The sequence below is a fragment of the Klebsiella sp. V115_8 genome (assembly GCF_029967715.1).
In the GTDB taxonomy this organism is placed as follows: Bacteria; Pseudomonadota; Gammaproteobacteria; order Enterobacterales; family Enterobacteriaceae; genus Klebsiella; species Klebsiella quasipneumoniae.
Window position 1 is genome coordinate 68,563 of sequence record NZ_JASCAR010000002.1, and the last position, 23,241, is coordinate 91,803.

A 23,241-nucleotide genomic window follows, 5' to 3' on the forward strand; every position below is an offset into this window, starting at 1 on the left:
ATTAGCGGCCCGCTTTCAGCTTCTGGTAATACTCTTCATAAATAGCGCTGGCGCTGCCGACGTCATTTTGCCATTCGCCTTTCTCGATGGTGGCGGCGTCCGGATAGAGCGATTTATCGTTGGCCACGGCCGGGCTGAGCATTTTGCGCGCCGCCAGGTTTGGCGTGGGGTAGCCGATGGTTTCCGCGACCTGCTTGGCGACATCCGGGCGTAGCAGGAAGTTAATCAGCTTCAGCGCGCCGTCGACGTTTTTCGCATTTGCCGGGATCGACAGGCTGTCCATCCAGAAGATGCCGCCTTCTTTCGGCCAGATCACTTCCAGCGGCGTACCAGCCTGGCGGGCGACGTAAGCCGAACCGTTCCATACCATGCCGAGGTTCACTTCGCCTTCCATATACGGGTTCGCCGGGTTATCGGAGTTAAACGCCGCGACGTTGGGCATCAGTTTTTTCAGCTCGTTATAGGCGGCTTCAATCTCTTTCGGGTCGGTAGTGTTGCCGGAATAGCCCAGCTTACGCAGCGCTATCTGGAACACTTCGCGCGCGTCGTCGGTCAGCAGCAGGCTGCTTTTGTATTCCGGCTTCCACAGGTCGGCCCAGCTGGTGACGGTTTTCGGATCGATAGCGTCGCTGTTGACGCCGATGGCCGTCGCCCCCCAGATGTAGGGGATGGAGTAGTCGTTATTCGGGTCGAACGGTTTGTTCAGCATCTGCGGATCGAGGTTGCTGAAGTTAGTCAGCTTGCTCTTATCGATCTTCTGCAGCATGCCTTCTTTACGCATCTTGTCGACGAAGTAGGTCGACGGGACGACCAGGTCGTACGCCCCGTCTTTATAGGTCTTGAGCTTGGCGTACATGGTTTCGTTCGACTCGTAGGTCGAGTAGATAACCTTGATGCCGGTCTCTTTGGTGAACTGCTCCAGCAGGCCCGGCGGCACATATTCGGTCCAGTTGTAGAAGTAGAGCGTTTTGCTGTCGTCCGCGTGGGCGGCGCTCATGCCGATTGCCAGAGCGCCCGCCGCGAGCAGGTGGCGTGACCATTTTTTCATTTTAACGTCCCCTGAGTTTTATCACGTGCAATTAACTGACTGGCGATGACCATCACCAGCGACAGAACCAACAGTATCGTTGCCAGAGCGTTCACCTCTGGCGAAACGCCGACCTTGACCATCGAATAGATCTTCAGCGGCAGGATTTCATACCCCGGACCGGTGACGAACGAGGAGACCACCACGTCATCCATCGACAGCGTGAAGCTCAGCAGCCACCCGGCCGCCACCGCCGGCAGGGCCAGCGGCAGGATGATTTTGCGCAGGATGGTCATTTCGCTGGCGCCCAGATCTTTCGCCGCCTCCAGCATCCGCACATCAAAGCCTTTCAGCCGGGAGTAAACGGTGACCACCACAAACGGCAGGCAAAAGGTGATATGCGAAAACAGCAGCGACCAGAAGCCAAGCTGGACGCCAATCAGCATAAACAGCACCAGCAGGGAGATGGCCATGACAATATCGGGCGACATCATCACCACAAACAGCATGCCGCTAACGAACGGTTTGCCGCGAAAACGGTAGCGGTACAGCGCCACGGCGGTTAGCGAGCCGATAAGGGTGGCGAAGGTCGCCGACAGCACCGCCATGGTCAGCGAGTGCTGGGCGGCCTGCAGCAGGCTATCGTTGTTCATCAGCAGACTATACCAGTCGGTGGTGAACCCCTGCCAGTTGATGCCGAAACGCGACCGGTTAAACGAGTTAACGATCAGAATAATAATAGGGATGTAGAGATACGCGTAGATGGCGGTCATAAAGCCGCCGCGCAGCAGTCGACCGATCATTCCAGCTCCACCTTTTTATTCAGCAGGCGCGCCGCGCGCCAGTAAATCAACAGCATCAGGCCCATCACCAGGGTTAAGGTAATGCTGGTTGCCGCGCCGAACGGCCAGTCGCGAATATTGAGGAACTGGCTCTTGATCACATTGCCGATCAGCAGGTTCTTGGCGCCGCCCATCAGGTCGGAAACGTAGAACAGCCCCATCGCCGGCAACATGACCAGCAGGCAGCCGGCGATGATCCCCGGCATGGTCAGAGGAATGATGATGCGGATAAACGTCTGCAGCTTGCTGGCGCCGAGATCTTTCGCCGCTTCCAGCAGCGGCCGATCCAGTTTCTCAATGCTGGAGTAGAGCGGCATCACCATAAACGGCAGCAGGATGTACACCAGGCCGATAATCACCGCCGACGGGGTGAACATAATGCGTATCGGCGTGTCGATCACTCCCAGCCACAGGAGAAACTCGTTCAGGTAGCCTTTGGTGCTGAGGAAAATCTTCAGCCCGTAGATGCGGATCAACGAGTTGGTCCAGAAGGGAACGATCAGCAGGAACAGCAGCAGAGGCCGCACCTTCTGCGGCAGCCGGGCAAGGAACCACGCAAACGGGTAGCCCAGCGCCAGGCAGGCGAGGGTCGCCAGCAGCGCCATGTTCAGCGAATGCAGCAGCACGTCGTAATAGAGCGGATCCAGCAGCCGCGAGTAGTTGTCCAGCGTGAAGACCAGCTTGACGAAGTTAGCGTCGTCGCGGGTCAGGAAGCTGGTGGCGATGATCATCAGGTTGGGCAGAAAGACAAACAGCACCAGCCAACCGACGATGGTGGCGATCACCACATTCTGGAATTTACTGGTGTTCTTCATCGGCCAGCACCACCTCCCAGCTCTCCACCCAATTGATAGACATTTTCTGGTCAAGAGAGTGGTCGAAATCCGGGTCGTCTTCGTTAAAGAATTCGCTGACCATCACCATTTTGCCGTTTTCCAGCTCCACCACCGACTCGAGAGTCATGCCCTTATAGTTGCGCTCGCGCACATAGCCGATCAGGCCGTCGGCGTCGCTGTTGTGGTGGATCTCATCGACGCGCAGATCTTCCGGGCGCAGCAGGACATGCAGACGCTGGCCGGCCTCCACCGCAAAATTGACGGTGATGTTGCATTCACGCCCTTCCACGCTGGCCCGCACGCGCTGTTCGTCGAGGCGTTCAATGACCATGGCGTCGAAGATATTGATCTCGCCGATAAAGCTGGCGACGAACAGGTTTTTTGGCTCTTCGTAGATCTCGCGCGGGGTGCCGTCCTGTTCGATTTTGCCATCACGCATCACCACGATGCGATCGGACATGGTCAGGGCCTCTTCCTGGTCGTGCGTGACGAAGACGAAGGTGATGCCGAGCTTACGCTGCAGCGCTTTCAGTTCGTTCTGCATCTGCTTGCGCAGCTTGTAATCCAGCGCCGAAAGGGACTCATCGAGCAGCAGCAGGCGCGGTTTGTTGACCACCGCGCGGGCGATGGCCACGCGCTGCTGCTGGCCGCCGGAGAGCTGGTGCGGTTTGCGCTGGGCAAACGTCTCCAGCTGCACCATCTTTAAGGCATCCATCACCCGCGGAGTGATTTCCGCCGCCGGGGTTTTCTGCATGCGCAGGCCGAAGGCGACGTTCTCGAACACCGTCATATGCGGAAACAGGGCGTAGCTTTGGAATACGGTATTAACGTGGCGGTTTTCCGCCGGAACATGAGTGATATCGTGATCTTCGAGATGGATCCGTCCGCTGTCGACGTTTTCCAGGCCGGCGATAAGGCGCAGAACGGTGGTTTTACCGCAGCCAGAGGGGCCAAGCAGGGTGAGAAACTCACCATTGTTGATGGTCAGGTTAAGGTTATCGATGACCGTTTTACCATCAAAGCTTTTGCGAATTCCCGCCAGTTGCACCAGCGGCGAACGCGAACGCGGTTGTATATTCAATTTTTGACTCTGTCCCATGTAGACGCAACGGAAACTTCCGACCGCTGCGGGGTTTGTGATTAACCACCTTTGGGGTTGCACGTTTTTAATAAGGGCCAGCATTCTACGGCAAACGAGGGTAATCGCCAATCCTTGATACGCCTGCATAGTCTACCTTTACACCATAACGTCGGTTCCGTTATTAAATTTCGCTTTACGGGCTAAGAATGACCTGACGCAATATTTGTCTTTTCTGGCTTATCAATAATGTTGTCACAAAAGAAGAGGGTGGCTACATGGATAAATTGCTTGAGCGTTTTTTGCAGTACGTTTCTTTGGACACGCAGTCGAAGCCTGGCGTTCGTCAGGTCCCCAGCACGGAAGGGCAGTGGAAGCTGTTACGCCTGTTGCAGGCGCAGCTGGAAGAAATGGGACTGGTCAAGGTAACGCTGAGTGAAAAAGGGACGGTAATGGGAACCCTGCCTGCCAACGTCGAGGGCGATATCCCGGCCATCGGCTTTATCTCTCACGTCGACACCTCCCCGGATTTCAGCGGCAAAAACGTTAACCCGCAGATTGTCGAAAACTATCGCGGCGGCGATATTGCGCTGGGTATCGGCGATGAGGTGCTCTCCCCGGTGATGTTCCCGGTTCTGCATCAGCTTTTGGGTCAGACGCTGATCACCACCGACGGAAAAACGCTGCTGGGGGCGGACGACAAGGCCGGCATCGCCGAGGTCATGACCGCGCTGGCTACCCTGCAGGCGAAAAATATCCCCCACGGCGATATCCGCGTGGCCTTCACCCCCGATGAAGAGGTCGGAAAAGGGGCGAAACATTTCGACGTCGAGGCCTTTGACGCACGCTGGGCCTATACCGTTGACGGCGGCGGGGTCGGCGAACTGGAGTTTGAAAACTTCAATGCCGCCTCGGTGACCATTAAGATCGTCGGCAACAACGTGCACCCCGGCACCGCGAAAGGGGTGATGGTCAACGCGCTGTCGCTGGCCGCGCGGATTCATGCCGAAGTGCCGGCCGACGAGGCGCCGGAGACCACCGAAGGCTATGAAGGCTTTTATCATCTCACCAGCATCAAAGGCAGCGTCGATCGGGCCGAGATGCACTACATCATCCGCGATTTTGACCGTAAGCACTTCGAGGCGCGCAAGCGCAAGATGATGGAGATCGCCAAAAAGGTGGGCAAGGGGCTGCACCCGGACTGCTATATCGAGCTGGTGATCGAGGACAGTTATTACAACATGCATGAGCAGGTGATCGCCCATCCGCACGTGGTCGATATTGCCCGCCAGGCCATGGTGGACTGCGATATCGAACCGCAGATGAAGCCGATCCGCGGCGGTACCGACGGGGCGCAGCTCTCGTTTATGGGACTGCCATGCCCGAACCTGTTTACCGGCGGCTACAACTATCACGGCAAACATGAGTTTGTCACCCTGGAAGGGATGGAGAAAGCGGTGCAGGTGATCGTGCGTATCGCCGAGCTGACGGCGGCACGAAAAGGGCATTAATCTTCTCAGGCAGCCCGGTAGGGCCGCGAGTCGGATAAGACGCCGGATGGCGGCTGCGCCTTATCCGGCCTACGGCCCAACCGGTGGCCGCGGAACCCGTAGGCCCGGCAAGCGCAGCGCCGCCGGGCGGTCAACAGCAGAGCGGGTGCCTGTCTTCGTGCCGGATGGCGGCTGCGCCTTATCCGGCCTACGGTCCAACAGGTGACCGCAGAACCCGTAGGCCCGGCAAGCGCAGCGCCGCCGGGCAGGATGGCACTCAGTCGCCAAAGAACCAGTAGCCGCTGTTGACCAGCGCCGCCAGCATGGCGAGGAAAGAGGGATCTTCCAGCGCATCGCCAAAATGGTCGGCGCGCAGCGTCAGGTGGGTGGCTAAGGCGTCCAGCGCCGGGCGGTGCGGAGAGTTGATCTTCTCGCCATTGACGAACACCTCGCCGTCAATGCGCAGCACCCGCAGGCCGCCCAAGCGTTCCAGGGTATCGCCCTGCTGCAGGGCATCGTAAATTTCATCGGGCTGATACGGCGGCTCCGGCGGCGCGACGTCGAGCTCATGACGCGACTGAGTGATAAACTCGCCGAACCACTGCTTAAAGTGCTCCGGTTGGTTAATCAGCCCCAGCATCATCTCGCGCAGGCGGTCGAGTTCAGCCGGTAAAATATCCGCCGGATGGTCGCGGGAGGGCACGTCCGGATCGGCGTAGCGCTGGCTGCCCAGTTCGCGCTGGAGAACGTAGTCGGCAAAGCCGCTGAACAGCTCGCGGGCATTCGGCGCGCGATAGCCGACCGAATAGTTCAGCGAATTTTCCAGCGAATATCCCTCATGCGGGAATCCTGGCGGAATATAGAGAATATCGCCCGGCTCCATCTCTTCATCAATGATCGCCTCGAAGGGGTCAACCTGCAGCAGGTCCGGATGCGGGCAATGCTGTTTCATCGGCACTTTTTCCCCGACGCGCCAGCGCCGACGGCCAGTGCCCTGGATGATAAACACATCATACTGATCCAGATGCGGGCCGACGCCGCCGCCCGGTACAGAGAAGGAGATCATCAGGTCGTCGATACGCCAGTCCGGCAGGGCGCGGAACGGGTGCATCAGCGCCGCCGACGGCTCATGCCAGTGGTTGACCGCCTGTACCAGCAGGGACCAGTTGTTTTCGCTCAGGTGATCGTAGCTTTCGAAGGGACCGTGACTGACCTGCCATTTTCCATCCTGATGGCTGACAAGGCGGCTATCGACTTCGCTCTCCATGGCCAGTCCAGCCAGTTCGTCCGGGCTCAGCGGGTCGATAAAATTGGCGAAGCCGCGCTTCAGTACCACCGGCCGTTTTTGCCAGTAGCGTTCGATAAAGTCGGGCCAGTTAAGCGTTAATTGATAATCCATATTGATATTCCACTGCAGGTGTCTGACAGGGATTATAACGGATGCGGCGCCCCGGCGATGCAGGCGCCGTGAAAAAACTCAACGATTAACTCTCTTTATCTTCCATCAGCTGGCGGCCAAACACCACCTCCATGCAGGCGCCGCCGAGCAGGCTCTCGCCGGCGATGATCTCCCCGTCATATTGTTCGACGATTTCCCGGGCGACGGAGAGCCCCACCCCCTGGCCGGGACGCAGAGTATCCGCCCGCTGACCGCGGTCGAAGACCGCGCGGCGCTGGCTCGGCGGGATCCCCGGCCCATCGTCTTCCACCAGAATGTGCAGATGGCTGTCGGTGGTCTGGCGCACGGAAACCTCCACGAACTCCAGACAGTACTTACAGGCGTTATCGAGAACGTTACCCATCACTTCCATAAAATCGTTCTGCTCGCCGACAAAACTGATCTCCGGCGAGATGTCGAGCGAGATATTGACCCCCTTGCGCTGATAAACCTTATTGAGGGCGGAGGTCAGGCTGTCGAGCAGGGGGGCGATCGGGTGCAGCTCCCGGCTCAACAAGGTGCCGCCGCTGCGCATGCTGGCGCGATGCAGATAGTAACCAATCTGCTGCGAAATACGGCTGATCTGCTCCAGCATCACCGGCTCCGCCTCGTCGACGCTGATCTTCTCGCCGCGCAGCGAGCGCAACGTGCTCTGCATCACCGCCAGCGGCGTTTTCAGGCTGTGGGTGAGATCGGTGAGGGTGGTGCGGTATTTGTCATAGCGTTCACGCTCGCTGCGAACCAGCCGGTTAAGGTTGCTGACCAGCCGGGTCAGCTCGCGGGTGGTGTTGGGATTGAGCTTCTCGCGGTGATGTTCCTCCAGCTCGCGCACCTCTTTGGCCAGCGACTCGATGGGGCGCAGGCTCCACCAGGCGGCGACCCACAGGAGGGGGATCACCAGCAACAGGTTGGCGGCCAGCACGTAGATAAACCAGCTCCACACCATATAGCTGCGCTTGAGCTCCACCGGGATGGTGTCGACCACCACGATACTGAGCTGGGGCATTTTGCTGGTGGCCGGGTAGAAGTTGATCGCCACCGAGTGGGTCATCTCCGAATCGTCGCCCTGTTCGCGGATGGCGTCCAGCTGTTCCTGAACCTCATGGTTATTGCGCAACAGCATACTGCTGCTGTCGACATCGGCTTCAATTTCATGGAAGCCATTGCGTTTCAGCCAATCCGGTTGAATGCGTTTTGTCAGCCAGGGAACATCGCGCTGCGCCCACAGCAGTTTGCCCTTCTCATCGTAAATAAGGGTCACCGTCGGGCTTTCCATATTCAGATTTTCCGGGATATCGACGTCAATGGCGCCGTTCTCCCATTTGGCCAGCATATAAAAGAGATTGCTCTCGCCGCGCAGCAGACGGAAGGTGGTTTTATCGAAGCTGACGCTGTAGCCCACCAGCGCCACCATGCCATAAGCCAGGGAGAGCACCAGCACCACCCCGGCGGTCGCCAGCAGAAAGCGAACCCGTAACGACAGCGGGAAAATATGCCGCAACAGTCCCTTCATCAGCGCAGTTCGAACAGATAGCCCTGGCCGCGCACCGTAGTGATGACGTCCTGCGGGTATTCAGCCTGAATTTTCTTACGCAGCCGGCCCATCAGCACGTCGATGGTATGGCTTTCACGCAGTTCGGCATCCGGGTAAAGCTGGAGCATCAGCGAATCCTTACTGACCACTTTGCCGCGATTGCGGATCAGGGTTTCCATAATGGTGTACTCAAAAGCCGTCAGCTTGATCGGCTGGTCGTTCACCGACAGCTCGCGCCGGGAGAGGTCGACCTGGAACGGCGGCAGAGAGATCACCTGCGAGGCCAGGCCGCTATTGCGGCGCAGCAGCGCCTGCATGCGGGCGGCAACCTCTTCAATATGGAAAGGCTTGGTGACGTAATCATCCGCCCCGGCGCTCAGCACTTCGACTTTATCCTGCCAACCTTCGCGGGCGGTCAGCACCAGCACCGGCAGTGACACGTCGTGGCTGCGCCAGCGGCGGATCAACGATAATCCATCTTCGTCCGGCAGACCGAGATCGACGATGGCGATATCCGGGAGATGTTCGCCCAGATAGTAATCCGCTTCCTTGGCATCCTCTGCGGCATCGACCTGATGGCCCAGCTCCTGTAGCTGAACTTTGAGGTGGTGACGCAGCAGGGCATTATCCTCAACCACGAGTACGCGCATGGCTGTTCTCCCTTGCAATTTCGAAAGTAGTCTGACGCTTATTATATACGCAAAATATAAACAGCTGTTAAATAAAGCTTTTTATACAAACGGCGTGCAGCATCGCCGGGCAGGTCGGCGTTGGGCGGCGCCTTTTGCGCACGGGCATGGAACTCCTTCATTCTATGCGTAATTTCAGCAAACGCCCAGCGGCAGGGCGCGGGCAGCGGCGGGTTGGTGATGTTAATTTTTTGTGTAATAGTGCTGGAATTATCCCTCAATGACGCCGCAGGTTATCCATTATGTCTCAGCAGCAGAGCGCGGACTGGGTCAGGCTGGCGCAGTCGCCCAGTCGGACGGAGCGCATCGAAGCCTTCTTCGGCGGCCACGGCTATGAGCCGCACCGGCATGACACCTACGCCATCGGCCAGACGATCGCCGGCGTGCAGAGCTTTCACTATCGCGGCGGGCTACAGCACAGTCTGCCCGGCGGGACGATGGTCCTTCACCCGGACGAAATACACGATGGCGAGGCGGGCACCGAGGCGGGGTTTCACTACCGCATGGCCTATATCGAACCCGCGCTGATCCAGAAGATACTCGGCGGCAGACCATTGCCGTTTATCCCCGGCGGCCTGTCGGCGGATCCACGGCTACGTCGCGCCGCGCAACCGCTGTTGAAAGCGGTCACGGCTACCTTCGAGCCGCTGGAGGAAGAGGACGCCCTGTACGACCTGGCGCAGACCCTGGCCGTGGTCGGCGGGCAGCGTTCCCGTCGCCAGGCGTTTGATTATCAGGCGGCGGAGAGGGCCCGGGAGTATATCCATGCCTGTTTTATGCAGGATATGACCCTCGACATCCTGTCGCAGGTCAGCGGCCGGGACCGCTGGAGCCTGAGCCGCGATTTCAGAACGCTGTACGGCACCAGTCCGTGGCGATACGTCATGATGCGCCGGCTCGATTTTTGTCGCCAGCGGATGCGCGCCGGGGAGCGTCTGGTGGATATTGCCGCCGAGGCGGGCTTTGCCGACCAGAGCCACATGACGCGCCAGTTTATCAGCCGCTTTGGCCTCTCTCCGGGGCGCTGGCTGCGGGCGATCCGCGGCTAAGGCGGCGCAGGTTGCACAATCGTTCAAGCGTGACCGCGGCGCGGTGAACTATGCTGACTGCCTTTATCACAAGGAGACAGCCTATGTATCAACTCGTTAATTTTGCTCATAAATTTTCCCTGTTCAGCGAACAATGGCAGCCCAAAGTGGTGGCCGAAATGAACGACTATCAGTTCAAGATCGTGCGCATCGCCGGCGACTTTATCTGGCACAGCCATCCGGAAACTGATGAGACGCTGATGGTGGTGGAGGGGGTATTGCGCGTGGACTTCCGCGACGGACATGTGCTGGTGAAGGCCGGGGAGATGATCGTCGTGCCGCGCGGGGTGGAACATAAGACCTCGGCGGAGATGGAAGCGAAGCTGCTGCTGATTGAACCGCGCGGGGTGCTGAATACCGGCCACGAGGGCGGCGAGCGGACGGCGGTGAACGACGTCTGGATCTGATCGCCTTCCGGCGATAAAACGCCCCTCTTTCCGGCGGAAAGAGGGGCAGGGCGATTACTTCAGCTCGTCAACCATGGTGGTTGCCCGACCGATATAGTTGGCCGGGGTCATCGCTTTGAGACGCACTTTTTCCTCTTCCGGCAGGGCGAGGCTGTCAATAAACTGCTTCATCCCTTCCGCGTCAACGCGTTTGCCGCGGGTCAGCTCTTTCAGCTTCTCGTACGGTTTTTCGATACCGTAACGACGCATCACGGTCTGGATCGGCTCAGCCAGTACTTCCCAGTTGTGATCCAGTTCGTCCAGCAGGCGATCCTGGTTCAGCTCCAGCTTGCTGATCCCTTTGAGGGTGGACTGATAGGCGATCAGCGCATAGCCGATGCCCACGCCGAGATTACGCAGGACGGTGGAGTCGGTCAGGTCGCGCTGCCAGCGGGAAACCGGCAGTTTGCTGGCCAGGTGCTGCATGACCGCATTGGCCAGGCCGAGGTTGCCTTCGGAGTTTTCGAAGTCAATCGGGTTCACCTTGTGCGGCATGGTGGAGGAGCCGATTTCCCCGGCGATGGTCTTCTGTTTAAAGTGGTTGAGCGCGATGTAGCCCCACACGTCGCGATCGAAGTCGATCAGAATGGTGTTGAAGCGCGCGATGCAGTCAAACAGCTCAGCGATATAGTCATGCGGCTCGATCTGCGTGGTGTACGGGTTCCACTGAATGCCCAGCGAAGTGACAAACTCTTCGCTGAACTGATGCCAGTCGACTTCCGGGTAGGCGGCGATGTGGGCGTTGTAGTTACCCACCGCGCCGTTGATTTTACCGAGGATTTCCACCTGGTTCAGCTGACGGTACTGGCGCTCCATACGGTAGGCGACGTTCGCCATCTCTTTACCCATGGTGGACGGCGTCGCCGGCTGGCCGTGGGTACGGGAGAGCAGCGGTACATCGCGGTACTGGGTCGCCAGATCTTTTACCGCGTCAATCAGCTTGCGCCAGTAAGGCAGAACCACTTCGTCGCGGGCGGTTTTCAGCATCAGCGCGTGGGAGAGGTTATTGATATCTTCGGACGTACAGGCGAAGTGAATAAACTCCGACACGGCGTGCAGTTCGGCGACGTCAGCGACTTTTTCTTTCAGAAAGTACTCTACCGCTTTCACGTCGTGGTTAGTGGTGCGCTCGATGGTTTTGATGCGCTCGGCGTCTTCGACGCTGAAATCGGCGACGATTTTGTCAAGGAAACCGTTTGCGTCGGCAGCAAAAGCAGGAACTTCCTTGATCGCTGCGTGGGCGGCCAGTTTTTGCAGCCAACGTACTTCCACCTGAACGCGGAATTTCAGCAAACCGAATTCGCTGAAGATACCGCGCAGCGCGCTGACTTTATCGCCGTAGCGGCCGTCTACAGGGGAAACGGCGGTCAGTGAGGATAATTCCATAGATCACAACTCCGGGGTTAAATGAGCAAGAATTTGCTTTGCCTGGTTAACCAGACGATTACGGGAAAACATAAGCTGCAGACGTCCGCCGCCCACCTGATGCCAGAGCACCGCGGCGCGAATCCCCGCCAGCAGCGCTGAGCGAACTTTCGCCTGCACCTGCGGGCTTTGCAGCACGGCAGGGGAGCCGGTTACCTGAATACGCGGGCCCAGCGGGCTTATCACATCGACATAGATGCCCGCCATGGCGCTGAGCAGCGTTTCGGACTGCAGGTCAAAGTGCTCCAGCTGACGGTGCAGGCCGGCGATGCGGTTGCCGAGCGTGTCCATCGCCCCTTTACTGGCGGCGAGCTTGCGCTCCAGCACCATCAGGCTCAGGGTATAGCGGGTGAGTTCCGCATTGAGGCCCTGACGGCTGCTGGTATTGAGCACCCCGAGCAGCGTTTCAAGGCCGAGGCGAAGATTGGCTTCACTGCCACCGAACACCGCCAGCGTCGACTCGGGATCGAGGTCGATGATGCTGTTCAGCGACACATGCAGGGCATCGCTGTCGCAATGTCCCTGATGCGCCAGTTGCTGAACCAGTCGCGCCGCCTGGCAAACGCCAGCCAGCGCCAGGGTGATGTCATAGTAATTCTTCGCCACACATACTCCTTGTCAGCCGCCGGGGCGGTTCGTCCCGGCGGAAATAACGCGCGTTCAGGACTGCAGAGGCAGTCGTTGTTCAATAATTCCGCCGCCGAGGCACACTTCACCCAAATAGAACACCGCGGACTGGCCCGGGGTCACCGCCGCGACCGGCTCATCGAAGCGGACTTCGATACGGTCTTCATCCAGCGCGGTAACGGTGCAGGGGATATCGGTCTGGCGATAGCGGGTTTTCACCGTGCAGCGCAGGGTGCCCTGCAGCGGTTCACGGTCAACCCAGTGCAGCTGTTGGGCAATCAGGCCGACGGACATCAGGCGCGGGTGGTCATGGCCCTGGGCGACGATAAGAATATTATTCTCAACGTCTTTATCGACCACGTACCATGGGTCTTCGCTACCCTCTTTGGTGCCGCCGATACCCAGTCCTTTACGCTGGCCCAGGGTATGGTACATCAGCCCCTGATGGGTGCCGATCTCCTCGCCGTCGACGGTGAGGATTTTGCCCGGCTGCGCCGGCAGATAGCGGCCAAGGAAATCGCGGAATTTACGCTCGCCGATAAAGCAGATGCCGGTGGAATCTTTTTTCTTCGCGGTGATCAGATCCAGCTCTTCGGCGATCTTACGCACCTGCGGTTTTTCCAGCTCACCCACCGGGAACAGGCTCTGGGCAATCTGCTCGTGGCTGAGGGTATAAAGGAAGTAGCTCTGATCTTTGTTGCCGTCGAGACCGCGCAGCAGCTGGCTTTTACCGTCGACATCGGCGCGGCGCACATAGTGCCCGGTGGCGATGTAGTCGGCGCCGAGGTCTTCAGCGGCAAACTCGAGGAAGGCTTTAAATTTGATCTCTTTATTGCACAGAATATCCGGGTTCGGCGTGCGGCCGGCTTTGTACTCTTCCAGGAAGAGCTCAAAGACGTTATCCCAATATTCGGCGGCAAAGTTAACGGTGTGCAGTTCAATGCCCAGCTTATCGCAGACCGCTTGCGCATCGGCAAGGTCGGCGGCGGCGGTGCAGTATTCCTCGCCGTCGTCTTCCTCCCAGTTCTTCATGAACAGGCCTTCCACCTTATACCCTTGCTGCAGCAGCAGGTACGCGGAGACCGAGGAGTCGACGCCGCCGGACATGCCGACGATCACTTTTTTCTGGCTTTCTGACATGGAAATACTCGCTACATTGAACTTCGAGGCGGCGTATTCTAGCACGCGCTCACCGTTCATTCACCCCCTGTGAACGGCCAGTTAAATGCGCCAATCAGCGACAGCGGCTGGCGCGGGTCCTGCAGGTAGCAGCGAATGCTTTCGGCAACCAGCGGCGAGCGCAGGTTTGGCGCGTTAAGAATTTCCTCAGCACTGAGCCACAGGCAGCGATCGATATCGCTGTCGTGCGGTTCAGTGGCGCACAGATCGCTAAGTTCGATGGCGAACAGGAAGCGCAGAAACGGGGTGTTATCGGGGGCCAGCCACTGATGCATGCGGATGAAGTGCTGCGGCGTGGCGCGAATGCCGGTCTCTTCCCACAGTTCACGTTCGGCGGCCTGCAGCAGCGTTTCATTGGCCTCGAGATGGCCCGCCGGCTGGTTCCACAATGCTTTGCCGTTAATGGTCTCTTCGACGATGAGAAATTTATCCTGGGCGTGAACCACGCAGGCAACAGTGACATGAGGTTTAAACATCGCTTTTCCTTTTCGGTTATTCGGCTTTGCGCCAGTCGCCGTTGGCCAGCCCGTCGAGGGTGTAGCCGCCCATGGCGTAGCGGATCAGCCGCAGGGTAGGGAAGCCGACGTGGGCGGTCATCCGGCGCACCTGACGGTTGCGTCCCTCGTAGAGCGTGATCTTCAGCCAGCGGGTGGGGATCGATTTGCGCTCACGAATCGGCGGGTTGCGCGGCCACAGCCAGGCGGGCTCCTCCACAAGTTCTACGCCGGCAGGCAGGGTGGGGCCATCGTTGAGGGTGACGCCGTCGCGCAAAGCGGCCAGCGCCTCGGGGGTGGGTTCGCCTTCCACCTGGACGTAGTAGATCTTGCCGGTGCGTTTACCCGGCTGGGTCAGCTTCGCCTGCAGCGCGCCATCGTTGGTCAGCACCAGCAGCCCTTCGCTGTCGCGATCGAGTCGACCTGCGGCGTAGACGCCCGCCACGGGAATAAAATCTTTCAGCGTGCTGCGCCCGGCCTCGTCGGTAAATTGCGGCAACACATCATAGGGTTTATTGAACAAGATCACAGTTTTTGGCTGGCGTTCTTTACGTTGTCTGGTGACTTGTTGTGTGCTGAATCGCTCAACGCGATGTTTTCTAAATGAAGTTTTCTGCATGGTATTTTCAGGCTCTATCAATTGCCGCATTATAGCCTAATTACGAATGCCTTTCATGGACGCAAACATTCAGGTAGTATTGACATGCTCATTACAAATTATTAACAAAAAATTGCTCAAACCGATTCGCAACACAGGCAGGAAGGCGACACGGACGCGATAGCTCCGGTTAGCGGGAAGACCCGGTACTCCGAAGCTGGCCGACTCAGCCAACACCAGGCTCGCGTGAAGAGGGAAGAGCAGAACCAGAAGCGCTCGAAGGAGAGGTTAATGGAAAGCAAAGTAGTAGTTCCGGCGGAAGGTCAAAAAATCACCCTGCAAAACGGCAAACTGAACGTCCCTCATAATCCGATTATCCCGTTCATTGAAGGTGACGGTATCGGCGTTGACGTTACCCCAGCGATGCTGAAAGTGGTTGATGCCGCCGTTGAGAAAGCCTATAAGGGCGAGCGTAAAATTTCCTGGATGGAAGTTTACACCGGTGAGAAATCGACCCACGTCTATGGCCAGGATGTCTGGCTGCCAGCTGAAACCCTCGATCTGATTCGTGACTACCGCGTTGCTATCAAAGGTCCTCTGACGACCCCAGTCGGCGGCGGCATTCGTTCCCTGAACGTGGCGCTGCGTCAGGAGCTGGATCTCTACGTTTGCCTGCGTCCGGTACGTTACTACCAGGGCACTCCGAGCCCGGTTAAGCACCCGGAACTGACCGACATGGTTATCTTCCGTGAAAACTCCGAAGATATCTATGCCGGCATCGAGTGGAAAGCCGACTCTGCTGAAGCAGACAAAGTGATCAAATTCCTGCGCGATGAGATGGGCGTGAAGAAAATTCGCTTCCCGGAACATTGCGGCATCGGCATCAAGCCGTGCTCTGAAGAAGGCACCAAACGCCTGGTTCGTGCAGCCATTGAGTATGCGATCACCAACGATCGTGACTCTGTGACCATCGTTCACAAAGGCAACATCATGAAGTTCACCGAAGGCGCGTTCAAAGACTGGGGCTACCAGCTGGCTCGCGAAGAGTTCGGCGGCGAGCTGATCGACGGCGGCCCGTGGGTGAAAATCAAGAACCCGAACACCGGCAAAGAGATCGTGGTAAAAGACGTGATCGCCGATGCCTTCCTGCAGCAGATCCTGCTGCGTCCGGCGGAATACGACGTTATCGCCTGTATGAACCTCAACGGCGACTACATCTCTGACGCGCTGGCGGCACAGGTTGGCGGTATCGGTATCGCCCCGGGCGCCAACATCGGCGACGAGTGCGCGCTGTTCGAAGCGACTCACGGTACTGCGCCGAAGTATGCAGGCCAGGACAAAGTGAACCCGGGCTCCATCATCCTGTCCGCAGAGATGATGCTGCGCCATATGCAGTGGTTCGAAGCCGCAGACCTGATCGTCAAAGGCATGGAAGGCGCTATTGCCGCCAAGACCGTGACCTATGACTTCGAACGTCTGATGGAAGGCGCTAAGCTGCTGAAATGTTCAGAGTTTGGCGACGCGATTATCGCGAACATGTAATCCCGTTGGTGGATTAGGTAAAAGCGGGAGCCGATGGGCTCCCGTTTTTTTATCGCATGCAGGCTATTATTTTGCCGGGCGCTCGCTGCGCGGTGCCATCGCCGATTTCCCGCAACACAATGTCCATCAAAGCCATGCACCTCGTGACAGGGATAGCTCAGTTTACCGCGAGATCGCGAGTGGGAATGGATTGAACGCCAGGGGCCATACTGATGGCCCGACCGGCTTAAACCGGCGCCGTTCGGCGAAAATGTGATGTAGCCTAAACTTAGGCTATCCGTTCACCTTCAGATTAAACAGCCGGGACAGCGCCGCTCTGCCGCTATCCGTCACTTGCACTTCCCGATATCCCGGCGTGCGGGTGATCCATCCTTTCTGCTCAAACAGCGCCATCAGCGCCGATCCGGCGTCGCCTCCCAGATGAAAACGTCTTTCGCTCCAGTCAAGACAGGGGCAGCAAGGCTTACGTCGCGGTCGAGCGTTAAGTTCTGCGCCCAGGCTTTCAAGCTGGGTTTTACCGGCTGACGTCAGGGACTGCCCATCGGCCGTCAGCCATTTTTCCCGCAGCATAAACTCATAAATATTCACCGCCAGTTCGCCCGCCAGATGGTCGTAGCAGGTGCGGGCGTAGCGAAGCGTAACCGGCGTGCTGGTGGCCAGCGCCTTATGCGCCTGCGTTGAGACGCCCATCAGGTTTTCCAGCAGCCCGGCGATATGCGGGCCCGCCAGGCGGTAATAGCGGTGGCGCCCCTGCGCGAGACACACCACCAGCCCGTTGCTGAGCAGTCTGGCAAGATGTCCGCTGGTGGTGGAGGCGGAGACCTCGGCGACCGTGCTGAGCTCGGTCGCCGTCCATGCGCGCCCGTCCATCAGCGCGCAGAGAATACTGACCCTTGACGGGTCGGAGAGGGCTGAGGCCACCATCGCCATCGCGGTTTCCAGCGCCGCCTCTGGCTCACTGTCTTGCTGCGTTTTCAGGAGATTCATTCAGAAAGTATGGCCCATTTTTTGGTCACTTCCGCTGCCCGGGTGTCATCATCGGTAAGGAGAATGAGCCGGTTACGGTGGTCGCTGTACTGTACCAGAATATTAATACCGTTGCGGGCCAGGGTGTCGGCAATGTCCCCCAGCTCCCCGGGTCGTTCCTGGGGTAACTTGCGTATCAGAGGACGGCATACAGCGCTGACCGTAAATCCGGCCTCGGTCAGCACCCTGCGGGCTGTCTCACCGTCTTCTACCAGAAAATGCGCATGTCCGGCATCAGGCGTGGTGAATACCCCACCACCTTCGAGACCCACACCGTTGTTGCCCAGCGCTATACCCATTGCGCCAAGCGAGCCCGGCGTGTTGCTGAGAATGACGTGAATATCATACATCTGGCTGTGCTCCCCGATCCGATGAGTAATCCCGGAACACGCGGGCAACGCGTATTCTGTAATATGAAAAAATCGATGCTTTGCCTTCGCGCTGGGCAGCCAGATGCCGCTCATTTTGCTGCCAGTTGGCCACCGATGCTTCATCTTCCCACCAGGATAACGAAAGGATTTTGCCGGGTGAATTCAGGCTCTGAAAACGCTCGATGGCGATAAACCCCGGCGTGTCTGAAAGCAAAGGCGTCAGCCCGGCCGCCAGTTGAAGATATCTTTCCTGTGCTTCCGGTAAGGCGTCGGCCTCAAAAAGTACTGCAATCATAAGTCTGCTCCGTGGTGAATTTCCCTGCAGTCTAATGACGGCCAGAGCAGGATGCTTCGGTGTGCAGCGAAGTGTGGCTGAGGTTGGAAACTCCAGCCACATTTCCTGAGCGCCGGATGACCGCGCCAGAAACGAGTTACTCTGCGTTAAAGATAATAAATTCAGGCTGGTAGCTGACCGGGAAATTGACCGATCGGGCGATAAAACAGACGTGATGGATCTGCTGATGAAGGGCCGCGGCGGCGTCGAGATCGGTACCTGGTAATACGGTGATTTTCGGCCTGAGGGTAGCAGAAATAAAGCGACCCGCGCCCCCTTTTAATACTTCGCCCGTTGCCACCGGCGAGTCCTGATATTCCATGACCGTAATGCCGGCATCTGAGGCCAGATGTAAGTACCACAGCATGTGACAGGCAGAGAGAGAAGAGAGCAGGAGATCTTCCGGGTTCATTTTGCCGGGATCGCCGCCCAGTAATGGATCATTTGAACAATGAATAGGTTCTTTTCCCTTTATCGCGATATCCCAGGTTCGGGCATAAGCCTTGTAACCCGAGGTACCCGTGCCCTGATTGCCGGTCCATGTGATATGACTGGTATAAGCATGTTCCATTGGTTTGCCTTTCTCTATAGAGGGATGAATTTCTTCACTGCGGTATCGTCCAGGTGCATTGCCTGAACGAAGCCGCAGGTAGAATCGCAAGGTTGTCATGACGTTGGCTAGAATGGCATAATGGTATACCATTTATGAATGATGTAAAGAGAGCCAAATGAACGCTGCTACCCGTTCGACCGCCGACATCCTTGCCAGTGAGTTAAAAATCTTAATCAACAAGGGGGCATTGCGAGATGGCGACCGGCTTGTGGAGCGCGACCTGGCCTGCCAGTTTTCTGTCAGCCGTATCCCAATGAGAGAAGCGATACAGCAGCTTGAGCGCGAAGGTCTGGTTGAGATTTACAGAAATCGCGGCGCGGTGGTGAAAACGCTGACGGCCGCAGATGTCGATGAAATTTATCAGCTGCGGGCACTCCTGGAAGGTGAAGCCATTTTTCATAGCCTGAAGAATATGGACCCGGAAACGCTTGCCCGGGCAGAGCTGGTGCATCAGCTGCTGAGCAGCGCTTCTGAACCCGAGCAGCAGGGGAGGTATAACCGGGAGTTTCATGAACTGCTGTATCGGAAGTGTAACAATCAGCGCCTGTTGAAGATGATCGGTGAATTGCGCGAGCAGATTGAAAGATATGAGCTTTTTCAGAACAGACTGCTGTCGGATACGCTGAAATTCCAGGATGAGCATCAGCAGATCCTGATGGCCTGCCAGCAAAATAATCCACAGGAGGCTCGGGCATATACCGTGAAACATATTCTTTCAGCAGGTGAAATCCTTCGCGCCTATATTGTAAGCCGTTAATGGTTGCGTAAAGCGGCTGCGTTGTTCACGCATAAATTGCAATCCGTCTCAGCTCAATGCTATAAGAAAAGAGCCGTTTTAATGGCGCTTATGTTTTATCTGTAAAGAATAAGTGAAGGTCAGATAATGATTACGTCAGTGCAGCCAACCACCACCGTCACCACCACGACCGTAACCTGCGGTGGTGTGGGCGTATCTGTGACCGGCTCCTGACAAACAGATCCTCACTCCCCGCCAATGTGGACGGGGAGCGTCTTCTCCGTTCGTGACAGACTGAATGGAGACCCATCATGATTTCATCTGAACATGCCCTGTTAATTATCGATATGCAGCAGGGGCTTTTCCGTGGCCCGGTTTCCCCGTATCAGGCCGATGCGCTTCTGGCGAACGTTTGCCTACTGATTGAAAAAGCGAGACAGGCTGAGGTGCCGGTCTTCTTTGCCCGCCATACCGGACCTGACGACTCTCCGTTCTCCGCGCAAAGTCCATTAACCCAACTGCTGCCTGAGATGGGGGTTAACTGCGAGCGGGATATCGTTTTGATTAAAAAATACCCCTCCTGTTTCCAGCAAACTGACCTTGAGCATCAGCTCGCCCAGGCCGGAGTAAAACAGCTGGTTATTGCCGGGATGAAAACCGAATTCTGCGTGGACACGACCTGCCGAGCGGCATCGGCGCTGGGATTACGGACGGTGTTAATCTCGGATGCGCACTCAACCATGGATAACGAACGTTTATCAGCGCCTGACATCATTGGCCATCACAATGTCACCCTTGCGGGGCCCTTTGTGACGCTGTCGACCGCCGCAGAGTGGCGCTTTTCGGCAGAGAAATAAGGGTGAAGAAAGGGAGCCTGAGGGCTCCCGTTTGCGACGCCTGCTCATCCGGTTTTACTGCGTAGGGCGACGCAGGGTGGAGGCGGGGTGACGCCGGAGCGCCTCTTCGGGACGCACCGGGCGCCGCACCAGCTCGCCGCCGCAGTTCGGGCAATGGCCGTTCAGCCGGGCCGTCATGCAGTCCTGGCAAAAGGTACACTCGAACGAACAGATAAACGCTTCGGGTGAGTCTGGCGGCAGATCTTTATCACAGCATTCGCAATTCGGGCGTAACTCGAGCATGACCTTCTCCTGTGGTTAACGGCGGTATCCGCCACGGCGGGCCAGCGGATGCTGTTTTTATATCACGGCCCGCACTGGCCGCCGAAGGGTTTCGCTGCGTTAACCTGCGCCTCAAAGCGTTGCCTTTCCGGGCTGCATCCCCGGCACGAGGATCACTTTGCGGCATGCCTCTTCACGCTTCTCAAAGATCTGATAGCCGCGCGCGGCCTCCTCCAGCGGCATATGGTGCGTGATAATCTCCTCCGGGGTGAGCAACCCTTGCTCAATTAGCGCCAGCAGATCCGGCAACCAGGCATGGACGTGGGTTTGCCCCATTTTGAAGGTCAGCCCCTTATCAAAGGCATCGCCAAACATAAATCCGTGAATGAAACCGGCGTAAACCCCGGGCACGCTGACAATGCCGCCGCGGCGCACGGCGGCGATGCACTGGCGCAGCGCTTTCCCGCTGCTGCCTTCGATTTTCAGGGTGCTGAGAACGGTTTCCGTGAGGCTGCCTTTCGCCTCGAAGCCGACGGCGTCAATCACCGCGTCGACGCCGCGATGGCCGGCGGTGTTGTCGATAATCCACTGCGCCGGGTCGTCATGGTGGTCGAAGTTTATCGGGATCGCGCCATAGCGCTGCTGCGCGAAGTCGAGTCGGTAATCGTTATGATCAATGATGAATATCTGCTCTGCGCCATTGAGCCTGGCGCAGGAGGCGCACAGCAGGCCAACCGGGCCGGCGCCAAAAATAGCCACGCTGCTGCCGGGTTTGACCTCGGCGTTTTTTACCGCCTGCCAGGCGGTGGGCAGAATATCCGACAGAAACAGCACCTTTTCATCGGGTAAGGTGTCCGGTACTTTAAACGGGCCGGTATTGGCTTTGGGAACCCGCACATATTCCGCCTGGCCGCCGGGGATCCCGCCGTACAAATCACTATAGCCAAACAGCGCCGCGGGTGGCGAAATACCTTTGCGATTGAGCGTCGCCCCCTGGCCGCTATTGGTGCTTTCGCAGGCGGCATATTGCTGCAGGCGACAAAAGAAGCAGTCTCCGCAGGCAATGACAAACGGGATAACCACCCGATCGCCTTTACGAACCGCGGTGACGTCCGAACCGGCGTCCACTACTTCCCCCATAAATTCATGGCCGAAAATATCACCATGGTGCGTGCCGGGGATCTTTCCGCGGTAAAGGTGCAGATCGGAACCGCAGATCGCCGTCGCCGTGACGCGCAGAATAATATCGTCCGGCGCCTCAAGGGCCGGGTCGGGCATGGTGTCAACGCTGACATGATGGGGGCCATGATAAGTGAGTGCTTTCATAGAGTCTTCTCCTGGAGAGAATGGCTGATCGCATCAGGCGCAAAGGCAAAGTGACCTGACGCTATTGCCGCCGATAAACCACCGTGAAAATAAAGCGTAGAGTACTAATAATGGAACTGCGTGATATTCCAGTCGCTGAATATATGCCACGCTTCGCTTATTTATTGGCGTTATTTGCCTGTTTCCCCTGAATATGCCAGGCTTAATCGGGCATGATATTCGCTCCATTTTATTTTTCCAGCCGCTTCCCCAGCGGCTTTTTTTTGCCTTAAAAACAAGAAAAATTCCTAATTTCAGTCGGGCTACAGGCAATACTGCCGCTTCGTTATATAACCCAACGGGAGTAACCCGCCGGTATAAATAATTGTTTGCCGCACGGGGGGTCTCTACGCATTATTTCCCTGAACACAGGGGGTTAGCCGAAATGTGCCGTCTGGTTGTTTTTGATGTGTTTTATAGAATTATTCCGAATTGCTGCTAAAAGGTATCGGAAACACCGGATAATAATTTGACTAACTAGCATTGCCCGCTAGATTTAAATATCGAACGACGAGTGATACGGAATATTTTCGTATCGTACTGACATAACCGATATACATGAGGTGAAAATATGGCAGAGCATCGTGGTGGTTCCGGTAATTTTGCTGAAGATCGTGAAAAAGCTTCTGAAGCAGGTCGTAAAGGTGGTCAGCACAGCGGCGGGAACTTTAAAAATGATCCGCAGCGTGCGTCCGAAGCGGGTAAAAAAGGCGGACAAAACAGCCACGGCGGTGGCCGCAAGTCTGATAATTCCTGATTATCCTTTTCCTTGCACCCTGAAGTGAAAGTATCTCCTGCGAGTCTGTCACAGACTCGCAGTTATTTTCTGACTCCCGAAGGTATTTCTATGAATATGAAAAGCATTGAAGATGTATTTATTCACCTGCTCTCAGATACCTACAGCGCAGAGAAACAATTAACCCGCGGGCTGGCTAAACTGGCCAGAGCGGCGTCCAGTGAAAAACTCAGCGCGGCGTTCAATGCTCATCTTGAAGAAACCCAGGGCCAGATTGAACGTATCGACCAGATCGTTGAGCAGGAATCCGGTCTGAAAATCAAACGCATGAAATGCGTGGCCATGGAAGGATTAATTGAAGAGGCCAATGAAGTCGTTGAGAGCACGGAAAAAAATGAAGTACGTGATGCCGCGTTAATTGCCGCTGCGCAAAAGGTCGAGCATTACGAAATTGCCAGTTACGGTACCCTGGTGACCCTGGCGGAACAGCTGGGTTATAAAAAAGCGGTCAAACTGCTGGCCGAAACCCTGGAAGAAGAAAAACAAACCGATGTGAAATTAACCGACCTGGCGGTAGGTAATATTAATAAAAAAGCAGAAAAATAAACG

Annotated in this window: 27 protein-coding genes; 8 read left to right on the top strand and 19 right to left on the bottom strand. The window is 57.1% G+C overall.

The annotated features are described in order from the left end of the window. Window position 1: 1 nt before the first annotated feature. Genes potD through potA form a run of 4 tightly spaced genes read right to left on the bottom strand, consistent with a single transcriptional unit; the run spans window position 2 to window position 3,804 of the window. Entirely contained in the window at window positions 2–1,048 is a 1,047-nt protein-coding gene (gene potD / locus QLG03_RS02580) for a spermidine/putrescine ABC transporter substrate-binding protein PotD (RefSeq protein WP_023289157.1), read from the bottom strand. Beyond that, window positions 1,045–1,830, bottom strand: coding sequence for a spermidine/putrescine ABC transporter permease PotC (gene potC, locus QLG03_RS02585; protein ID WP_004150813.1), 786 nt, complete (start codon window positions 1,828–1,830; stop codon window positions 1,045–1,047). The genes potD and potC overlap by 4 nt, the downstream gene beginning before the upstream one ends. Next, the gene (gene potB / locus QLG03_RS02590; protein ID WP_004150812.1) at window positions 1,827–2,684 is read right to left on the bottom strand and encodes a spermidine/putrescine ABC transporter permease PotB; all 858 of its coding nucleotides are present in this window, start codon (window positions 2,682–2,684) and stop codon (window positions 1,827–1,829) included. The genes potC and potB overlap by 4 nt, the downstream gene beginning before the upstream one ends. Next, the gene (gene potA / locus QLG03_RS02595) at window positions 2,668–3,804 is read right to left on the bottom strand and encodes a spermidine/putrescine ABC transporter ATP-binding protein PotA (RefSeq protein ID WP_064154818.1); all 1,137 of its coding nucleotides are present in this window, start codon (window positions 3,802–3,804) and stop codon (window positions 2,668–2,670) included. The genes potB and potA overlap by 17 nt, the downstream gene beginning before the upstream one ends. Window positions 3,805–4,061: 257 nt before the next feature. On the opposite strand from potA, the gene pepT reads away from it, so the two are divergent. Then, entirely contained in the window at window positions 4,062–5,294 is a 1,233-nt protein-coding gene (gene pepT / locus QLG03_RS02600; RefSeq protein ID WP_130953054.1) for a peptidase T, read from the top strand. Between the two features lie 256 nt (window positions 5,295–5,550). Here pepT and QLG03_RS02605 read toward each other — a convergent pair whose 3' ends face one another. The 4 genes from QLG03_RS02605 to QLG03_RS02620 form a co-directional block, all read right to left on the bottom strand. Continuing rightward, window positions 5,551–6,672: a cupin domain-containing protein gene (locus tag QLG03_RS02605; RefSeq protein WP_004206634.1), complete on the bottom strand. Its 1,122-nt coding sequence runs from the start codon at window positions 6,670–6,672 to the stop codon at window positions 5,551–5,553. Window positions 6,673–6,757: 85 nt separating this feature from the next. Then, window positions 6,758–8,224 (bottom strand): two-component system sensor histidine kinase PhoQ, encoded by a 1,467-nt coding sequence (gene phoQ / locus QLG03_RS02610; RefSeq protein ID WP_004206635.1) that lies wholly within the window; start codon window positions 8,222–8,224, stop codon window positions 6,758–6,760. Next, entirely contained in the window at window positions 8,224–8,895 is a 672-nt protein-coding gene (gene phoP / locus QLG03_RS02615) for a two-component system response regulator PhoP (protein ID WP_004206636.1), read from the bottom strand. Before phoP ends, phoQ begins: the two co-directional genes overlap by 1 nt. Window positions 8,896–8,936: 41 nt before the next feature. Continuing rightward, window positions 8,937–9,155 carry a hypothetical protein gene (locus tag QLG03_RS02620; RefSeq protein WP_123822730.1) on the bottom strand — a complete coding sequence of 73 codons (219 nt, stop codon included), beginning with the start codon at window positions 9,153–9,155 and terminating at the stop codon, window positions 8,937–8,939. 21 nt (window positions 9,156–9,176) lie between these two features. Between QLG03_RS02620 and QLG03_RS02625 the strand changes: the two genes are divergently transcribed. Both QLG03_RS02625 and QLG03_RS02630 read left to right on the top strand, forming a co-directional pair. Next, window positions 9,177–9,983, top strand: a complete 807-nt coding sequence (locus QLG03_RS02625) for an AraC family transcriptional regulator (RefSeq protein ID WP_023289162.1) — start codon at window positions 9,177–9,179, stop codon at window positions 9,981–9,983. An 83-nt stretch (window positions 9,984–10,066) separates the two neighbouring features. Continuing rightward, entirely contained in the window at window positions 10,067–10,429 is a 363-nt protein-coding gene (locus tag QLG03_RS02630) for a cupin domain-containing protein (RefSeq protein WP_060592455.1), read from the top strand. 54 nt (window positions 10,430–10,483) lie between these two features. Here QLG03_RS02630 and purB read toward each other — a convergent pair whose 3' ends face one another. From purB to rluE, 5 genes are read right to left on the bottom strand one after another with little or no spacing between them, the layout of a single operon-like run. Continuing rightward, on the bottom strand, window positions 10,484–11,854 hold the full coding sequence (gene purB / locus QLG03_RS02635) for an adenylosuccinate lyase (RefSeq protein ID WP_004176557.1): 1,371 nt from the start codon (window positions 11,852–11,854) through the stop codon (window positions 10,484–10,486). 3 nt (window positions 11,855–11,857) lie between these two features. Continuing rightward, complete coding sequence (gene hflD, locus QLG03_RS02640) at window positions 11,858–12,499, bottom strand: high frequency lysogenization protein HflD (RefSeq protein WP_004140557.1); 642 nt, start codon at window positions 12,497–12,499, stop codon at window positions 11,858–11,860. 54 nt (window positions 12,500–12,553) lie between these two features. Then, on the bottom strand, window positions 12,554–13,660 hold the full coding sequence (mnmA, locus tag QLG03_RS02645) for a tRNA 2-thiouridine(34) synthase MnmA (RefSeq protein ID WP_012542211.1): 1,107 nt from the start codon (window positions 13,658–13,660) through the stop codon (window positions 12,554–12,556). 56 nt (window positions 13,661–13,716) lie between these two features. Continuing rightward, window positions 13,717–14,175 carry an NUDIX hydrolase gene (locus QLG03_RS02650; protein WP_004150802.1) on the bottom strand — a complete coding sequence of 153 codons (459 nt, stop codon included), beginning with the start codon at window positions 14,173–14,175 and terminating at the stop codon, window positions 13,717–13,719. A gap of 16 nt (window positions 14,176–14,191) precedes the next feature. Further along, a complete protein-coding gene (gene rluE, locus QLG03_RS02655) occupies window positions 14,192–14,842 on the bottom strand; it encodes a 23S rRNA pseudouridine(2457) synthase RluE (protein ID WP_032452457.1) in 651 nt (216 codons plus the stop codon). Between the two features lie 240 nt (window positions 14,843–15,082). Between rluE and icd the strand changes: the two genes are divergently transcribed. Continuing rightward, window positions 15,083–16,333 (top strand): NADP-dependent isocitrate dehydrogenase, encoded by a 1,251-nt coding sequence (icd, locus tag QLG03_RS02660; protein WP_023289166.1) that lies wholly within the window; start codon window positions 15,083–15,085, stop codon window positions 16,331–16,333. 273 nt (window positions 16,334–16,606) lie between these two features. Here icd and QLG03_RS02665 read toward each other — a convergent pair whose 3' ends face one another. From QLG03_RS02665 to QLG03_RS02680, 4 genes are all read right to left on the bottom strand, one after another. Then, window positions 16,607–17,320, bottom strand: coding sequence for a winged helix-turn-helix domain-containing protein (locus tag QLG03_RS02665; RefSeq protein ID WP_087827276.1), 714 nt, complete (start codon window positions 17,318–17,320; stop codon window positions 16,607–16,609). Next, window positions 17,317–17,709 (bottom strand): amino acid-binding protein, encoded by a 393-nt coding sequence (locus tag QLG03_RS02670; RefSeq protein ID WP_255987234.1) that lies wholly within the window; start codon window positions 17,707–17,709, stop codon window positions 17,317–17,319. The genes QLG03_RS02665 and QLG03_RS02670 overlap by 4 nt, the downstream gene beginning before the upstream one ends. Continuing rightward, window positions 17,702–18,025, bottom strand: coding sequence for an antibiotic biosynthesis monooxygenase (locus tag QLG03_RS02675; protein WP_004203706.1), 324 nt, complete (start codon window positions 18,023–18,025; stop codon window positions 17,702–17,704). The genes QLG03_RS02670 and QLG03_RS02675 overlap by 8 nt, the downstream gene beginning before the upstream one ends. Window positions 18,026–18,161: 136 nt before the next feature. Beyond that, window positions 18,162–18,635, bottom strand: coding sequence for an OsmC family protein (locus QLG03_RS02680; RefSeq protein ID WP_228958918.1), 474 nt, complete (start codon window positions 18,633–18,635; stop codon window positions 18,162–18,164). A gap of 157 nt (window positions 18,636–18,792) precedes the next feature. Here QLG03_RS02680 and QLG03_RS02685 point away from each other — a divergent pair, with 157 nt between their 5' ends. Both QLG03_RS02685 and QLG03_RS02690 read left to right on the top strand, forming a co-directional pair. After that, complete coding sequence (locus tag QLG03_RS02685; RefSeq protein ID WP_044522232.1) at window positions 18,793–19,434, top strand: GntR family transcriptional regulator; 642 nt, start codon at window positions 18,793–18,795, stop codon at window positions 19,432–19,434. 290 nt (window positions 19,435–19,724) lie between these two features. Continuing rightward, window positions 19,725–20,270 (top strand): cysteine hydrolase family protein, encoded by a 546-nt coding sequence (locus tag QLG03_RS02690; RefSeq protein ID WP_023289210.1) that lies wholly within the window; start codon window positions 19,725–19,727, stop codon window positions 20,268–20,270. Window positions 20,271–20,324: 54 nt separating this feature from the next. Here the strand turns inward: QLG03_RS02690 and QLG03_RS02695 are convergent, their stop codons facing one another. Further along, entirely contained in the window at window positions 20,325–20,552 is a 228-nt protein-coding gene (locus QLG03_RS02695; protein ID WP_044522234.1) for a DUF1272 domain-containing protein, read from the bottom strand. Between the two features lie 111 nt (window positions 20,553–20,663). Continuing rightward, the gene (locus QLG03_RS02700) at window positions 20,664–21,857 is read right to left on the bottom strand and encodes a zinc-dependent alcohol dehydrogenase (RefSeq protein WP_023289212.1); all 1,194 of its coding nucleotides are present in this window, start codon (window positions 21,855–21,857) and stop codon (window positions 20,664–20,666) included. Between the two features lie 610 nt (window positions 21,858–22,467). On the opposite strand from QLG03_RS02700, the gene QLG03_RS02705 reads away from it, so the two are divergent. After that, window positions 22,468–22,653: a general stress protein gene (locus tag QLG03_RS02705; protein WP_004150795.1), complete on the top strand. Its 186-nt coding sequence runs from the start codon at window positions 22,468–22,470 to the stop codon at window positions 22,651–22,653. A 90-nt stretch (window positions 22,654–22,743) separates the two neighbouring features. Next, window positions 22,744–23,238, top strand: a complete 495-nt coding sequence (locus QLG03_RS02710; protein WP_023289213.1) for a ferritin-like domain-containing protein — start codon at window positions 22,744–22,746, stop codon at window positions 23,236–23,238. The last annotated feature ends 3 nt before the right edge of the window (window positions 23,239–23,241 follow it).

Bases quoted from the DNA above. Each gene is read 5' to 3' on its own strand.
- phoP (WP_004206636.1), bottom strand. From the start codon at position 8,895: ATGCGCGTACTCGTGGTTGAGGATAATGCCCTGCTGCGTCACCACCTC.
- QLG03_RS02625 (WP_023289162.1), top strand. From the start codon at position 9,177: ATGTCTCAGCAGCAGAGCGCGGACTGGGTCAGGCTGGCGCAGTCGCCC.
- purB (WP_004176557.1), bottom strand. From the start codon at position 11,854: ATGGAATTATCCTCACTGACCGCCGTTTCCCCTGTAGACGGCCGCTAC.
- QLG03_RS02710 (WP_023289213.1), top strand. From the start codon at position 22,744: ATGAATATGAAAAGCATTGAAGATGTATTTATTCACCTGCTCTCAGAT.
- QLG03_RS02650 (WP_004150802.1), bottom strand. From the start codon at position 14,175: ATGTTTAAACCTCATGTCACTGTTGCCTGCGTGGTTCACGCCCAGGAT.
- potB (WP_004150812.1), bottom strand. From the start codon at position 2,684: ATGAAGAACACCAGTAAATTCCAGAATGTGGTGATCGCCACCATCGTC.
- pepT (WP_130953054.1), top strand. From the start codon at position 4,062: ATGGATAAATTGCTTGAGCGTTTTTTGCAGTACGTTTCTTTGGACACG.
- icd (WP_023289166.1), top strand. From the start codon at position 15,083: ATGGAAAGCAAAGTAGTAGTTCCGGCGGAAGGTCAAAAAATCACCCTG.
- potD (WP_023289157.1), bottom strand. From the start codon at position 1,048: ATGAAAAAATGGTCACGCCACCTGCTCGCGGCGGGCGCTCTGGCAATC.
- QLG03_RS02700 (WP_023289212.1), bottom strand. From the start codon at position 21,857: ATGAAAGCACTCACTTATCATGGCCCCCATCATGTCAGCGTTGACACC.
- QLG03_RS02665 (WP_087827276.1), bottom strand. From the start codon at position 17,320: ATGAATCTCCTGAAAACGCAGCAAGACAGTGAGCCAGAGGCGGCGCTG.
- QLG03_RS02705 (WP_004150795.1), top strand. From the start codon at position 22,468: ATGGCAGAGCATCGTGGTGGTTCCGGTAATTTTGCTGAAGATCGTGAA.
- potC (WP_004150813.1), bottom strand. From the start codon at position 1,830: ATGATCGGTCGACTGCTGCGCGGCGGCTTTATGACCGCCATCTACGCG.
- QLG03_RS02670 (WP_255987234.1), bottom strand. From the start codon at position 17,709: ATGTATGATATTCACGTCATTCTCAGCAACACGCCGGGCTCGCTTGGC.
- QLG03_RS02675 (WP_004203706.1), bottom strand. From the start codon at position 18,025: ATGATTGCAGTACTTTTTGAGGCCGACGCCTTACCGGAAGCACAGGAA.
- potA (WP_064154818.1), bottom strand. From the start codon at position 3,804: ATGGGACAGAGTCAAAAATTGAATATACAACCGCGTTCGCGTTCGCCG.
- QLG03_RS02690 (WP_023289210.1), top strand. From the start codon at position 19,725: ATGATTTCATCTGAACATGCCCTGTTAATTATCGATATGCAGCAGGGG.
- QLG03_RS02630 (WP_060592455.1), top strand. From the start codon at position 10,067: ATGTATCAACTCGTTAATTTTGCTCATAAATTTTCCCTGTTCAGCGAA.
- rluE (WP_032452457.1), bottom strand. From the start codon at position 14,842: ATGCGGCAATTGATAGAGCCTGAAAATACCATGCAGAAAACTTCATTT.
- QLG03_RS02685 (WP_044522232.1), top strand. From the start codon at position 18,793: ATGAACGCTGCTACCCGTTCGACCGCCGACATCCTTGCCAGTGAGTTA.
- mnmA (WP_012542211.1), bottom strand. From the start codon at position 13,660: ATGTCAGAAAGCCAGAAAAAAGTGATCGTCGGCATGTCCGGCGGCGTC.
- QLG03_RS02680 (WP_228958918.1), bottom strand. From the start codon at position 18,635: ATGGAACATGCTTATACCAGTCATATCACATGGACCGGCAATCAGGGC.
- phoQ (WP_004206635.1), bottom strand. From the start codon at position 8,224: ATGAAGGGACTGTTGCGGCATATTTTCCCGCTGTCGTTACGGGTTCGC.
- QLG03_RS02605 (WP_004206634.1), bottom strand. From the start codon at position 6,672: ATGGATTATCAATTAACGCTTAACTGGCCCGACTTTATCGAACGCTAC.
- QLG03_RS02695 (WP_044522234.1), bottom strand. From the start codon at position 20,552: ATGCTCGAGTTACGCCCGAATTGCGAATGCTGTGATAAAGATCTGCCG.